The sequence below is a fragment of the Paenibacillus sp. RC334 genome (assembly GCF_030034735.1).
Classification (GTDB): Bacteria; Bacillota; Bacilli; order Paenibacillales; family Paenibacillaceae; genus Paenibacillus; species Paenibacillus terrae_A.
Window position 1 is genome coordinate 733,771 of record NZ_CP125370.1, and the last position, 13,308, is coordinate 747,078.

13 protein-coding genes are annotated in these 13,308 nt (G+C 48.8%); 8 read left to right on the top strand and 5 right to left on the bottom strand.

The features are described 5' to 3' along the window. Nucleotides 1-177: 177 nt before the first annotated feature. A complete protein-coding gene (locus QMK20_RS03570) occupies nucleotides 178-1,443 on the bottom strand; it encodes a BaiN/RdsA family NAD(P)/FAD-dependent oxidoreductase (RefSeq protein WP_283654629.1) in 1,266 nt (421 codons plus the stop codon). A 391-nt stretch (nucleotides 1,444-1,834) separates the two neighbouring features. Here QMK20_RS03570 and QMK20_RS03575 point away from each other — a divergent pair, with 391 nt between their 5' ends. From QMK20_RS03575 to nadE, 3 genes are all read left to right on the top strand, one after another. After that, on the top strand, nucleotides 1,835-3,574 hold the full coding sequence (locus tag QMK20_RS03575; protein ID WP_283654630.1) for a two-component system sensor histidine kinase NtrB: 1,740 nt from the start codon (nucleotides 1,835-1,837) through the stop codon (nucleotides 3,572-3,574). 143 nt (nucleotides 3,575-3,717) lie between these two features. Beyond that, nucleotides 3,718-4,152: a BrxA/BrxB family bacilliredoxin gene (locus QMK20_RS03580; RefSeq protein ID WP_283654631.1), complete on the top strand. Its 435-nt coding sequence runs from the start codon at nucleotides 3,718-3,720 to the stop codon at nucleotides 4,150-4,152. A gap of 101 nt (nucleotides 4,153-4,253) precedes the next feature. Beyond that, on the top strand, nucleotides 4,254-5,063 hold the full coding sequence (gene nadE / locus QMK20_RS03585) for an NAD(+) synthase (RefSeq protein ID WP_044646127.1): 810 nt from the start codon (nucleotides 4,254-4,256) through the stop codon (nucleotides 5,061-5,063). An 84-nt stretch (nucleotides 5,064-5,147) separates the two neighbouring features. Here nadE and QMK20_RS03590 read toward each other — a convergent pair whose 3' ends face one another. After that, on the bottom strand, nucleotides 5,148-5,975 hold the full coding sequence (locus tag QMK20_RS03590; protein ID WP_283654632.1) for an alpha/beta hydrolase family protein: 828 nt from the start codon (nucleotides 5,973-5,975) through the stop codon (nucleotides 5,148-5,150). A gap of 178 nt (nucleotides 5,976-6,153) precedes the next feature. On the opposite strand from QMK20_RS03590, the gene acpS reads away from it, so the two are divergent. Beyond that, nucleotides 6,154-6,558 carry a holo-ACP synthase gene (gene acpS / locus QMK20_RS03595; protein WP_283654633.1) on the top strand — a complete coding sequence of 135 codons (405 nt, stop codon included), beginning with the start codon at nucleotides 6,154-6,156 and terminating at the stop codon, nucleotides 6,556-6,558. A 4-nt stretch (nucleotides 6,559-6,562) separates the two neighbouring features. Next, the gene (gene mutY, locus QMK20_RS03600; RefSeq protein ID WP_283654634.1) at nucleotides 6,563-7,801 is read left to right on the top strand and encodes an A/G-specific adenine glycosylase; all 1,239 of its coding nucleotides are present in this window, start codon (nucleotides 6,563-6,565) and stop codon (nucleotides 7,799-7,801) included. A 136-nt stretch (nucleotides 7,802-7,937) separates the two neighbouring features. Here mutY and yiaY read toward each other — a convergent pair whose 3' ends face one another. Continuing rightward, a complete protein-coding gene (gene yiaY / locus QMK20_RS03605) occupies nucleotides 7,938-9,092 on the bottom strand; it encodes an L-threonine dehydrogenase (protein WP_283654635.1) in 1,155 nt (384 codons plus the stop codon). Between the two features lie 222 nt (nucleotides 9,093-9,314). Between yiaY and QMK20_RS03610 the strand changes: the two genes are divergently transcribed. Then, entirely contained in the window at nucleotides 9,315-10,193 is an 879-nt protein-coding gene (locus QMK20_RS03610) for an AraC family transcriptional regulator (RefSeq protein ID WP_283654636.1), read from the top strand. A 96-nt stretch (nucleotides 10,194-10,289) separates the two neighbouring features. On the opposite strand, the gene QMK20_RS03615 is transcribed toward QMK20_RS03610, so the two are convergent. Then, nucleotides 10,290-10,781 carry a DinB family protein gene (locus tag QMK20_RS03615; protein WP_283654637.1) on the bottom strand — a complete coding sequence of 164 codons (492 nt, stop codon included), beginning with the start codon at nucleotides 10,779-10,781 and terminating at the stop codon, nucleotides 10,290-10,292. Nucleotides 10,782-10,992: 211 nt separating this feature from the next. After that, complete coding sequence (locus QMK20_RS03620; protein ID WP_023986992.1) at nucleotides 10,993-11,607, bottom strand: superoxide dismutase; 615 nt, start codon at nucleotides 11,605-11,607, stop codon at nucleotides 10,993-10,995. A 522-nt stretch (nucleotides 11,608-12,129) separates the two neighbouring features. Between QMK20_RS03620 and QMK20_RS03625 the strand changes: the two genes are divergently transcribed. Together QMK20_RS03625 and lepB are read left to right on the top strand one after the other, a co-directional pair. Next, nucleotides 12,130-12,555 (top strand): GNAT family N-acetyltransferase, encoded by a 426-nt coding sequence (locus QMK20_RS03625; protein ID WP_283654638.1) that lies wholly within the window; start codon nucleotides 12,130-12,132, stop codon nucleotides 12,553-12,555. Between the two features lie 130 nt (nucleotides 12,556-12,685). Then, nucleotides 12,686-13,270: a signal peptidase I gene (gene lepB, locus QMK20_RS03630; RefSeq protein ID WP_283654639.1), complete on the top strand. Its 585-nt coding sequence runs from the start codon at nucleotides 12,686-12,688 to the stop codon at nucleotides 13,268-13,270. Nucleotides 13,271-13,308 lie beyond the last annotated feature (38 nt).

Here is a 13,308-nt window from a genome sequence, read left to right on the forward strand (position 1 = left end):
AACCAAAAAAAGACTTGAATCAGTAACACCACTGATTTAAGTCTTTTTTCATCTCCTTTTCCTACCTCCCCCAAAAAACGAGGATGCGGTGGCGGTATGCAGCGAAGCGGAGGATTTGAATCTGAAGAAGCAACAGCGATCGTAAGATCAAAGCCTACGCGCAGCGTCTCCACACTCCTACAGCATTTCGTTTAAAGCCGCCTGTGTTCCCGCCGTATGCCCCGTGGTAAACGCCGCCGTAATATTATAGCCGCCCGTGTACCCGTGAATATCCAAAATCTCACCGCAGAAAAACAATCCCGGCATCAGCTTGGACTCCATCGTTTTCGGATTGATTTCCTTCAAATTCACACCGCCTCCGGTAACGAACGCCTCCTTCAGAGAGAGCGTACCGTTCACGCGGATCGGAAATGCCTTGATTCGATGGGCTAGCTCCTGCCATTGCTGCTTCGGAATATGATCGTACGTCAAATCCTCACGCAGCTCGGTTTGCTGGAGCAGCAGCGGAATCAGGCGCTCCGGCAAATAAGGCTTGAGCACATTTTTAATTGCTTTTTTGGCATCGGCTGCCGCCAGCTCCAGTGTTTCGCGGTAGACTTCATCAGCATGCTTGTGAGGCTGCAAATCCAGAGTCAGCAGTACCGTGCTGGTCTTGTCCTTTTTCATTCCTTTTACGACAAACTGACTGCATCGCAAGGCGGAGGGGCCCGACAGGCCAAAGTGTGTAAAAATCATGTCTCCCTCGTGGACGACGACCTTTTTTTGCTTCGCATTCCACACGGTCAGGCTGATGTTGCGCAAGGATAGCCCCTGTAGCTCCTTCGTCTGGATAAACGTCTCACCTGACGTTAATGGAACCTCTGTTGGATACAGCTCGGTGATCGTATGTCCTGCTTGCTCGGCCCATGCGTAGCCGTCACCTTCCGAGCCTGTATGCGGAACAGATTTGCCACCGACCGCAACAATAACGTTGCAGCTGCGAAGGGTTTCCCCGGAACGCAGTCTTACCCCCGCAGTATGGCCTTCTTTGTAAAGAACCTCCTGTACGGGGCAACCCGTCCGAATGTCCACTCCTTGAGAACGAACCTTGTTGACCAAGGCATCGACAACTGTTTTGGCCTTATCCGTCACCGGAAACATACGCCCGTTGTCTTCTTCCTTTAAGGCTATGCCCAGTTGTTCAAAAAAGGCGATAATATCCCGGTTGCCAAAAGCCGCCAGCGCACTGTGCAGAAAACGTCCATTGCCGGGGATGTGCCGGATCAACTCGTCCAGCTCTTTTGCATTCGTGACGTTGCAGCGCCCTCCACCGGAAATACCCAGCTTTCGTCCGAGCTTATTTCCTTTTTCGAGTAAAAGCACCTTGGCGCCCTCACCGCTGGCTGCCGCAGCGGCCATTAATCCGGCTGAGCCGCCTCCAATTACAATAACGTCGTATGTCATGAACCTCTTCCTTTTTGTTGAAAAATTTTTCGAAAACTCAAAATGGGGTAACAGGATTTTCATCATATCGTAATACCGTTACCTCAGATACACATTATCGCTGTATTTCTGTATAAAGATATACCCTATCACAAGCTTGAGTATTCAATTGTATTTGCTCTAGAGTGCAATATATAGATGAACCAAAATATCTCTGTCCATATATGGATAGTAGCAGTCATCATCTCTATTTTTCACGAAAATACGTAAAGACGTCAACTTCCTATCAATCTGTGTTTCGCAGATTTTGTCGTTCTATACCGGGATTTTAACACATATATTGTAATATATTGTAGCCTGTGCTTTAATTCAACTAACGGCGTCAAGGAAAGATGATGAGGGGGAGAAGTCCTTGTTAATTGCGTTGAAGGAAAGTGTGCTTCAAGTTCTCCTTGCCGTGATGTCGGCGGGTTTTTTCTCTATATTAACGGATTATGGGGATAAGAAAAAGGTTTGGGGTGGCAATCTGCTTTCCGGATCTAATCAAAGGATCCTTTTTTGGTGTTGCTTGCCAGCCATATTGCTATGTTCGCTCTTTCAATATCAGTCTCCTTATGGCCTACCTTCCAATTTGGGGATTATCCCTCTCGCTGTTGGCATCATGTACGGCAGACGGCGCACCGCATTTATTCTTGCCGCTTCTGCGCTGGTCAGTGTTCTGATTATAGCCCAGTCTACGGCAATGTCGCCAATGTATGTGGGTACGGGTTTTATTCTTTTTCCTTTTATGCTGCTGTACGTCAAGTTCTTTCAAAGAGGAACATTGTTGGACAAAAAACTTCTTATTTCTGCCTATGTTGCGGCTGATATGCTGTTAAAGGCGTTATTCCCGCTATTGTGGGGCAAACAGGATGTTTGGGTATATGTTCCTGATCTCCTTACGACACTTTGGAACATTGCAGCAGGTGTGCTGGCAAGCTTTTTGGTCGTCAGTCTGATGCAAAATGCCTTCGAGAAGCTGGCGTTGCGGCGGGATGTGACCGAGTTTACGAGCAAATATTTAATTGAAGCCGATAAGCTGCGTCAAGTTATGGATCTGATGCCGTTAGCTCTAGTCACTCTGGACAGCGAAGAACGGGTTATACATATGAACAAAACGATGCTGGAACTCTATCGGGACGTCGATCCGTTTATTACGCTCCCTGAGGTGGTGGGGCGTCCTTTGACATCGCTGTTGGGTTTTAACACTGTACCAGTGGTCAATGAGCGGGTTGCGAGGGCCCTTGAAGGAGAGGCGGGTGCTGATTTTATAAATGTGCCTCCCAAAGTGTTTTTCTCAAGCTTCCTTCCCATTCGTGATAAACATGTAAGCAAAACGACAGGTGTCATTATCGCCTTGCAGGACATTACAGAGCTGGAGACACTGCGCAGCGAGTTGGGCAATTTCGAGAGGCTTAGTCTGGTCGGACAGATGGCGGCGGGCATTACTCATGAAATACGCAATCCGATGGCGGTTGTGCGAGGATTTTTACAGCTCATGCGCGAAAAGAGTCCCGACTCCCTCGGTCACTACTACCGTATTGTGATGGAGGAGCTGGACCGGGCGAATGGAATTATTAACGATTTTCTGTCACTTGCCCAGAACCGAATTGTCGAGAAGGAACAATGCCATCTGCATGATATTATCCGTGAACTCACTCCTCTGCTGTGGGCAGATGCCAATCTGAGAGGACAGACGATCGAGCTGAAGCTGGAGGATCATGTCGCAATGCTGCATTTGAACTCTAAGGAAATGAAGCAATTGCTGCTCAATCTGTCGCGTAATGCGATGGAGGCTATGGGGGATAAAGGTGTGCTGACGATTTCAACGCATGAAGAGGGCGATTTTGTGGAGCTGGAAGTGAAGGACACGGGTCCCGGTATTCCGCAAAATCAGCTTGAAAAGCTGTTCCAGCCTTTTTACACGACCAAAACGAAAGGTACAGGTCTGGGCCTGGCATTATGCCAAAGTATTGTAGAGCGTCATCACGGTACGATTGCCGTAGATTCGGTGGAGGGAATGGGAACGCAGTTTAAAGTTCGATTGCGCAGAACCATTCCAACTCACAGGGATCATTCTGAATCACCTTCCATGAATTCCATACAGAAATAATTGTACAAATATATGTCTGGATTTTTTGCAAATTGCGTGAAAAAGATTGTATAATAAAGATTAGACGTCCATGTCTTTAACACGGCAGAGGCTGAAATTAAGCAACGTAATATACATGATTTTTCGAAAAGGAGTGAACGAATATGTCGATGTCTTTTGATCAATATATGAGAGATTCTGTTCAGCCGATGCGCGAAGAACTGACAAGTCTCGGAATTCAGGAGCTGCGTACTCCGGAAGATGTGGAGGCCAAGCTGCCTGATGCCAAAGGTACAGTGCTGGTCGTTGTGAACTCGGTATGCGGTTGTGCCGCAGGTCAATGCCGTCCGGGTGTAGCCGAAGCGCTGAAGCATGATATTACACCGGATCATCTGTACACGGTTTTTGCTGGTCAGGATAAGGAAGCAACGGCGAAGGCACGCGAATTTTTCGCACCGTATCCGCCATCTTCTCCTTCGATCGCGCTGTTGAAGGACGGCGAACTGGTTCACTTCATCGAGCGTCATCAGGTGGAGGATCGTTCGTCAGATCAAATCGCTGCTGATTTGACCAGTGCATTTGACCGTTTTTGCCGGTAAAACAGCTCAAGCTAGGCCCCGCATTTTTCGCTTGCGAAACTTGCCGGGGCTTTTGCATGTTGGCTTATGAAGGAAATTCCTAAAAAAGAGGTGCTTATCTGATGAGTTTGCAGGAACAGATTATTGCTGAATTGGGAGTACAACCTACCATTAACGTAGAGGCTGAGGTCCGCAAGCGTGTGGATTTCCTCAAGACGTATGTCACGAAAACGGGAAGCAAGGGTCTGCTGATCGCCATCAGTGGCGGGATCGACAGTGCCGTAGCGGCTGCCTTGTGCAAACAGGCTACGGATGAGCTGACGCAGGAGCAAGGCGAAGAGTACAAAACGCTTGGAGTATTTCAGCCGTATGGCAAGCAGGAAGATATCGAGCACAGCTACGCAGTAGCCAAAGCGTTTGACCTGAAATATGCTGGGGAAACGAACATTCAGGAAGCGGTGGACAAGGTTGCCGTGGAAGTAGAGCATTCGTTGAAGGATATCGGTCTTGAGCGTTCCATTACTCCGCAAGTGAGAGGGAATGTGAAGGCGAGAACACGTATGGTGGTTCAGTACGCGCTTGCGAATGAGCTGAATCTGCTCGTTGTGGGTACGGATCATGCCTCGGAAGCCATCACAGGCTTTTATACCAAATGGGGCGATGGTGCCGTTGATATTACGCCGCTCAGCACGCTGAACAAACGTCAGGTGCGTTTGCTGGCCAGTTATCTGGGAGTTCCGCAGGCCATTCTGGACAAAGCCCCTACAGCGGGATTGTGGGAAGGCCAGACGGATGAAAAAGAACTGGGTATCTCTTACGAAGCGAACAGCGACTATCTGGAAGGCAAGGAAATTGATCCGGCGGCACGTGAAAAGCTGGAAAGCTTCTTCACACGCACAGCGCATAAGCGGACAAGCATCCCAGGCATTTAAGCAGCGAACAATTATGGAATTGTAAAATAATAATGCGGCGATCCGCCCGGCGGATCGCCGTTTGTATTAACGGCAGGGTATAGCTTAATTGGTAATCCATTCAATGAAGCGGCGGGTTTCGGTAATCGCCTGATCCAGCGGAAGGCTGCTTCCCTGGAAAGGGTGAACGGTATTGAAGGTATGATTGCCCCCTTGAATTTGTACCCATTCAATATCAGGACGAACTGAGGTAAGCAGGGCAGAGCCTTCACGCAGGCGTTTGGAATCATCGGTACCTTGAATGAGTACGGCAGGCAGATGGCTGTCTTTAAGCCTGTCCACGATGGCAAAGCGTTGGCGATTTTGCTCCAGATCTTCCAAAATAACAAGATCCAGCGGAAGCTGCTGTCCTGTTCTGGCGTTTGGTACGTAGCTGCGGCCCTTGGTCCGCATTTCTTCTTTTTGCGGCAAGGTGAACAGGTCCAGGTCAGTCACGCCATTCCATGAAATGACGCCTGAAACCTCGTCCGGATGATCCAGCGCATATATAAAACAGCTTCCCGCACCTCGGCTGTGTCCTAACAGAAACAACGGCAGTTCTCTGAACTCGTGGCGTGCTCTCAGATTTGTCAGCAATACGTCCAAATCCTCTTGTTCCCGGCTGTAGGTGTTCTGTGCGAACTTTTCCAGCTCGGTAAAATTCGTTAGATCCTCACCTATGCCGTTATGTGAAAAGTTGAAGGTTACGACATGGTTGTCTGTGCTCAAGGCTTCTGCTATATAGGGGAACATGCCCCAATCCTTGAAGCCCTTATAGCCGTGAGCGATGACGAGCAAGCTTTTGGCTGTATTTTTGGCGGGAAACCAGGAAGCCCGGATTACCGCTTCTGTTCCTGCTTCCGTACCTGCTTCAATAACGAGTGATTCTGACATTCTATCCTTCCTTTCTACGGGAATTTTAAATGGGCATATAAGCTAAATCAACATTCGCAAATAGCCTCTCTTATTTTAACATATTTTGGTGCTGCTTTTACGGCTTTGTGACTCGCCATGATGTGGACACGCTGTTACAATAGGGGCAGTAAAGTATAAAAGGACGGGGAATACCCAAATGATCTACGGAATCGGACATGATGTGCTGGAAATAAGCCGGATGGCTGACATATTGGCAGGTAAATATGCAGACGCGTTTTTGAATCGGGTGTTGACACCGGCTGAACGCGACCTTGCTGTGGAGCGAAGGGGCAGGCTGGCGGAGTTTGTAGCAGGGCGCTTTGCCGCGAAGGAAGCGATAACGAAAGCCTTTGGCTGCGGAATCGGGCAGATCATCGGGTTCGGCGATATGGATATTTTACCGGAGCTTGGGGGCAAGCCAGCGGTTTATTTGTCTGCCCCTGCGTGGGACAGACTGGGGCTGCCGGGTGCGGGCGGCTCGGATTACAGCATTCACCTGAGTATTACACATCAACCCAACATTGCCTCTGCTTTTGTGATTGTTGAATATAAGGAGACGTGATGTGATGACTACCCATACATTGGAACAAAAACGTTATTTCAGCTTCGAACTGCTGAATTGGTATACACGAAGCAAGCGGGATTTGCCGTGGCGCCGCCACCGGAATCCTTTTTACATCTGGATCTCGGAAATTATGCTTCAGCAGACGCGTGTCGATACGGTGATTCCGTATTTTAACCGCTTTATTGCACGCTTTCCGACGATTGAGGCGCTGGCGGAAGCACCTGAGGAGGATGTACTTAAGTTGTGGGAAGGGCTAGGATATTATTCACGGGCCCGGAATTTGCAAACGGCGGCGAAACAAGTGGTTGAGCTTCACGGCGGAGAGGTGCCGGATGATACGCAAGCTGTCGCCGCTCTGAAAGGCGTAGGTCCATATACGACGGGAGCGATTATGAGCATCGCCTTCAATCGGCCGGAGCCTGCTGTGGACGGTAATGTGATGCGGGTGCTGTCGCGCTATTTCCTGATTGAAGAGGATATTATGAAGGGCAGCACGCGAGCGCATATGGAAAGTCTGGTAAGGGAGCTGATCCCCGAAGGGAGAGCCTCCGACTTCAATCAGGCGTTGATGGAGCTGGGTGCCCTGGTCTGCACGCCGAAGTCGCCCCATTGCCTGACCTGCCCGGTCATGGAGCATTGCTCGGGCCGATTGGCAGGACGTGAGGAGACGCTGCCGGTCAAGACGAAGGCGAAGCCGCCGCGGCTGGAGCCGCGTTCCGTCGCCCTCATCGAGGGCAGCGGCGGCGCGAATGCAGGCCGCCTGCTCGTGCGTCAGCGCCCGGCCAAGGGCCTGCTGGCCCGCATGTGGGAGCTGCCGCACGAGCTTGTCGGGCCGGAGGGCTATAACGGCCCGGTGCCGGATGAGCCGGCCATGGATCACCTGGCGGCTCATTTGCTGGCGGAGGGCGTGCTTGCCCGTCCGGTGCGGTTCGTACGTGAGGCGGAGCACACGTTCAGTCACATTCACTGGAACCTGCGTGTGTTCCAGTGTGAAGAGGTCGCCAGCCCTGCCGGGGAGGCGGGCGGACAGTCGCTGGCTGCTGAGCAGCGGGCAGGCTACAGCACCGACGGTGCGAAGCCGGGTGCGCTGATTGCGCTGGCGGAGCAGGAGGAGCGCTCAGCGCCACCTGCGGGGTACCGCTGGATCAGCGAGGCCGATATGGACACCTTGGCGTTTCCCAAGGTGTTCCTCGATCTGATCACCGAATATTTTGCAAAGCAAAAAGGGACCTTGGTGTAGGTCCCCAAGCTGTCGGGAGAAGTCCTGGCAGCTTTTTTTTGTTCTTTTTTCATTCAGTCCGACATCTCATTTAAATAACGATACATTTAGGCAGTGCCTATCCATGGTGTAGCTGAGTGTGCAGCGAAGGATTTATCTACATCGCCTGTTCAAAAATGTCGATTACTTCCTGCTGTGTAGGCTGAATCGGATTGGTTACACCGCAGGCATCTTTGAGTGCGTTGGCGGCGAGAACAGCGAAGTCTTCACGCTTGACGCCGAGTTCTTCCAGCCCGGAAGGGATGTTGACCCGTTTAGCCAGCTTTTCAATGGCGCGCAAGGCGAGGTTGGCACCTTGTTCTGGTGTAACACCGTCCGTTTTTTCGCCAAGTGTACGGGCAATGTCGGTGAGCCGTTCGGCGGAAGCCTTGGCGTTGTAGCGCTCTACATGCGGCAGTAAAATGGCGTTACAGACCCCGTGCGGCAGATTATAGAAGCCACCCAGTTGATGTGCCATGGCGTGAACAAAGCCCAATCCGGCGTTATTGAATGCCATCCCTGCGAGGAATTCGGCGTAGGCCATTTGGCTACGGGCTTCCACATCGTTTCCATCATCGACGGCTTTGACTAGATGATCCCGAATCAGCTCGATTGCTTTAAGCGCGCAAGCATCTGTGATCGGTGTGGCATTCGTGGAAACATAAGCTTCAATAGAGTGAGTGAGCGCATCCATCCCTGTTGCGGCAGTTAATGACTGGGGCATAGCCATCATCAGATCAGGATCATTGACGGCAATGAGTGGTGTCGTGTGCTTGTCGACAATCGCCATTTTGATATGACGCTCTTCATCCGTAATAATACAAAACATGGTCATTTCACTAGCTGTTCCTGCCGTGGTGTTAATGGCAATCAGAGGGAAGGAAGGCTTCGCGGATTTATCCACGCCTTCGTAGTCGCCGATCTGTCCGCCGTTGGAGGCCAAAAGTGCGATGCCCTTGGCACAGTCATGCGGTGACCCGCCTCCGAGCGAAATAATAAAATCACACCCGGATTGTTTCAGCAGCGCCAAGCCCTCGTTGACATTGGAAACCGTGGGATTCGGCTGCGTGCCGCTGTATACGACGGATTTTACGTTTAGACTGTCCAACATGTTTGTTACTTTTTTCACAATCCCGATATCAACTAAAGGCTTATCGGTTACGATCAATGCATTTTTAAAGCCCAATTTTCCGATTTCTGTACCTGCATCCGCCAGTGCGCCTGAGCCCATAAGACTCATACCCGGCATCATGAATTTGGAAGTTCCCGTCATAAATATGCATCCACCTTTGTTATTATTTTGAGGTAAATCAAGGTATAATGATGGAATTAAAGGATCTTGCAACCATCCTTATATCCTTATCATACTGTCCTATATTGGCGGGAACTAACGCATTTTATTATAAAATATCGTGATTTTTAAAAGGGAGCATTTTGCATAAATCCGGGGAGCGGCCTTCAATCAGATTATGCAAAATGCTGAAGGGTGAAACGGATGGACAATTCCAAGACTTTAGGCGACTTTAATCGTTATAGCGAACTGCAATATGGATATGAAACCGATCTGATCCGAATTTTGTATTATGATCTTCCAGAAAATTATTACGAGAAATATGCTTCATATGAATGCCCGAAGCTGTGTACGATTTTGGAGGGGAGAAAAGAAGTCAAAATTAATGAAACGGAGCATTTTGAATACGATTCTCAGGAGATTATCCTGCTTCCTCCCCAGTCAAGCGTTGAAATGAAAATCAAAGAACACACCAAGGCACTGGTCTTTGAATTAAGCGATCAGTTGATGGAACGTTTAAGAAACGTGGTAGAGGAGGAATTTCAGGTCCCGGAGAGTTGCCCGACTCATGCGGTGGTTCGCTGCGAGCTGAACGAAAAGGCGGATTCACTTACCGCATCGATGGAGCGGATCAAGCAATATATGGCACATCCCGCCGAAAGAAAAAATTTCCTGATTGATCTGAGTGCTCAGGAAATGGCCTATCATCTGCTACAGATGCAGGTGCTTGAGCAGAATCTGCTTACGAACCATCGGCATCCTGTGTTTCGAGCGATCCGGGATATTCAGGAGCAGTTGCCTGGGATCAGGCATGTGAAGGATTTAGCGGATAACTATAATATGTCACATGCCAATTTCACGAATCAGTTTAAAAAGATAACAGGATTAACTCCGCTCGACTATATTACGAATCAAAAAATGCAGCTTGCCAAGCAATGGCTCCAGTGCCGAAACGTCACGGAGGTTGCTTTTGATTTAAATTATGAGAGCGTTTCCTATTTTATCGGTCTTTTTAAAAAGAAGTATGGCATTACGCCCAAGCAGTATCAGATGAATGTGCAGCGCCAAGTTGTGGTTACGTAATGTGAAATATATAAAGGCAGGGCTATCCTTCAGTGCTAAAACTACTAAGGGTCACCCTGCCTTTCTTCATATGGATATACATTTACGCCGTTAAAGCTAATCGACACCACGATCACTCTCAATCAGCCCTTTGCCGATTACATTGGCCGAAACTGGAGGCTTGCCGAGCTCCCGGGACCATATGGACAACTGCCCAATATGGTGGATTTGGTGGGCAATGATATGGCGCATCACCTCGCCCCAGGCATCAATCACAATCCTGCCATCCGGGAGGTGATCTTCAAACCTTTTTCGTTCCAGACCTTCATGCCAGGAGAGCACGAACGGCTCGACATCGATTCGAAACTTCGCATCCAGCTCGCGAATCTTGTCCAGCGTATCATATCGCGAGAAATCCTCCTGAAAGTCGGGTTTCCCCTGAATCGTTTGAACCCAGCTCCACTCTACATCGACGACATGAAACAACGTCTTCAGAATGCCGCCAACCCCGCCAACGCGTTCTTTCAGAAGTTCCTCCTGCGGTACCTCTTCACACCAGCGGTACCATTGTTCCCGAATCATCCAGTTGTAACGAAAAAAAGTCTGCATCCATGAACCTCCAGAGATTGTATTTAAGAAACGTCTTCACCAGTTTACCATGGAATGCCAAACCTTTTTCAGCTTCACTTGGCGGCTCCAGTAGGGCTCAAATGGACAGAATCTTTTGTGCACCAATTTAAATTGAAAAGGGCTGTCTCACTCGTAGAAAATCTACTTTTGAGACAGCCCTTTATTATAGGATAGAGATGTTGTTACTGGCTTATTTCTTCGCAGCCGCGTAACGTTTGTTCACTTCATCCCAGTTGATAACATTGTAGAATGCTGCAATGTAATCCGGGCGTTTGTTTTGATATTTCAGGTAGTAAGCATGCTCCCAAACGTCCAGTCCAAGTACCGGAGTCAGACCTTCGGAGAGTGGGCTGTCTTGGTTAGGAGTGCTGGTGATTGCCAGTTTGCCGTCTTTGCCGACAACCAGCCAAGCCCAACCGCTACCAAAGCGTGTTGTAGCTGCTTTCGTGAAATCTTCTTTGAATTTGTCATAGCCGCCCAGCTCGTTGCTGATTGCTTCAGCAATAGCGCCAGTTGGTTGTCCGCCGCCGTTAGGGCCAATAACTTCCCAGAACAGGCTGTGGTTGTGGTGTCCGCCACCGTTATTGCGAACCGCAGTGCGGATGCTTTCAGGAACGCTGTCCAGATTGGAGATCAGATCCTCCAGGCTTTTGCTTTGCAGTTCAGGAGCGCTTTCCAGAGCTGCGTTCAGGTTTGTTACATATGTGTTATGGTGACGATCATGGTGAATTTCTACTGTCAGCGCATCAATGTGCGGCTCCAGTGCGTCTTTCGCGTAAGGAAGTTCTGGTAATTGAAATGCCATTGTAAAATCCCTCCTGATTATATGGTTTGGGTAAGGTATTCCTATGTAATAATACCCTCGTCAGTTATATTAAACCGCATTCAGCCTATTTTATCAACATTTTTGTTTGTAAAATAGCAAACTGGGCATTACGACCTGGTAGCTATCATGTCCAAAAACCCGCTTGGAATACATGGTGTATAGGTAATAAGAGGCAAATTATACAGCCCTAAAATGTAAACGCTTCATATACAGCGCTTACATGAGAAAAAGGGATGTATTCCATCTAAAAGTGTGGTTTAATGTTCAAGGAAGCAGAAATTTCGGCTTTTTTGTCGTCTGCTATATCTTGTCATGTCTGCGGATATGACGAACTTGAGGGCATATACCCTTTTCCTGTTCTTCAATTCATATATAGCAGATCGTATTTTTATCATAATGCCTTGTGATTAACACCATGCTAAGAAATTTAAGGATTTATGTAAAAATGACGGTGCTGTCTCAATTTGTCTTATTAAGCTTACGAAAAGGGAGATATTACTTATGCACGTTCGTTCCTTTCAATTGAGTGATGTGAATCCAGTAATGGAACTCATGCAGATTGCCTTGTCTGAGGAGTGCTACAAAGAGACGGTGGGCGCTTTTGCCCGTCAGCTTTCGTGGGATTCCGGTTTGATCGTCGTTGCGGAAGAAGATGAAGAGCTGGTTGGCGCTCTAATCGGCACGATTGATCAGAATCATGGTTGTTATTATCGTATTGCTATTCATCCGGATCATCGTCGGATGGGAATTGGCAAATCGCTTGTCGAGTCTATGGAGCAGCGTTTTCAGCAACGTAAGGTTAGCCGCATCTGGGTAGCCGGAGACAAGCATAACAGCGCAGCCATGCCTTTGTATGAAGCGATGGGCTATGGGGCAAGCCAGATTTTACAGACTTTTCAGCAGCTCAGCATTTTGGCTCCTCATTAATCGGCAATGGATATAAAGAGAATCGAATATTTTCAAAGCTAATATTTCCATTTAGAGCATATCTGAGTAACCGTTGCAATCGGGTACGGGATATGCTTTTCTATTTATAACAGGGTTGAGGAGGTTTATTATGGACACACTGGCTCCTTCGTCAGGCCCGCTTCCTTCGCCGGAAACGTCCAAACATGCAGGTCGTTGGAGTTACATACGCGATTGGTTGGTGACTCTTCTGATCGCGATGACTGTCTTGCTGCTGCTGAACCTGTTCGTGTTTAATTTGTCTACGGTCAGGGGACATTCAATGCAGCCGACGCTGATGGAAAGCCAGCATTTGTTTGTTAACAAGCTGGTTTACAATTTTCATGATCCGGGCAGGGGTGATATCGTGATATTACAAGATCCCGACTCCAATCCGTCCAGTCCGAGATTTTTAGTGAAAAGAGTCATAGGCACTCCGGGGGATGTAATCCGGGTTGAGCATAATCATCTATATGTGAACGGTAAGCTGCAAAACGAGCCTTACACCGACTCTGAGATTGAGGACGGTGATTACGGTCCTTTTACAGTGGAGCCGGGGCACTTTTTTGTCATGGGCGATAACCGACACGCCGCGGGCAGCAAGGATAGCCGATATTTTGGCAGCATTAAATCTCAGGATTTGCTGGGGCGTGCGGAGGTTGTATTTTGGCCGTTATCCGAGTGGAAGTGGCTGTAGAGCAGCCATAGTCTGTATGCTGAAAATTAATGGGGAAC

Coding starts and splice junctions, on each gene's coding strand:
- QMK20_RS03570 (WP_283654629.1), bottom strand. CDS start 1,443: ATGACATACGACGTTATTGTAATTGGAGGCGGCTCAGCCGGATTAATG.
- QMK20_RS03580 (WP_283654631.1), top strand. CDS start 3,718: ATGTCGATGTCTTTTGATCAATATATGAGAGATTCTGTTCAGCCGATG.
- nadE (WP_044646127.1), top strand. CDS start 4,254: ATGAGTTTGCAGGAACAGATTATTGCTGAATTGGGAGTACAACCTACC.
- QMK20_RS03590 (WP_283654632.1), bottom strand. CDS start 5,975: ATGTCAGAATCACTCGTTATTGAAGCAGGTACGGAAGCAGGAACAGAA.
- acpS (WP_283654633.1), top strand. CDS start 6,154: ATGATCTACGGAATCGGACATGATGTGCTGGAAATAAGCCGGATGGCT.
- mutY (WP_283654634.1), top strand. CDS start 6,563: ATGACTACCCATACATTGGAACAAAAACGTTATTTCAGCTTCGAACTG.
- yiaY (WP_283654635.1), bottom strand. CDS start 9,092: ATGACGGGAACTTCCAAATTCATGATGCCGGGTATGAGTCTTATGGGC.
- QMK20_RS03610 (WP_283654636.1), top strand. CDS start 9,315: ATGGACAATTCCAAGACTTTAGGCGACTTTAATCGTTATAGCGAACTG.
- QMK20_RS03615 (WP_283654637.1), bottom strand. CDS start 10,781: ATGCAGACTTTTTTTCGTTACAACTGGATGATTCGGGAACAATGGTAC.
- QMK20_RS03620 (WP_023986992.1), bottom strand. CDS start 11,607: ATGGCATTTCAATTACCAGAACTTCCTTACGCGAAAGACGCACTGGAG.
- QMK20_RS03625 (WP_283654638.1), top strand. CDS start 12,130: ATGCACGTTCGTTCCTTTCAATTGAGTGATGTGAATCCAGTAATGGAA.
- lepB (WP_283654639.1), top strand. CDS start 12,686: ATGGACACACTGGCTCCTTCGTCAGGCCCGCTTCCTTCGCCGGAAACG.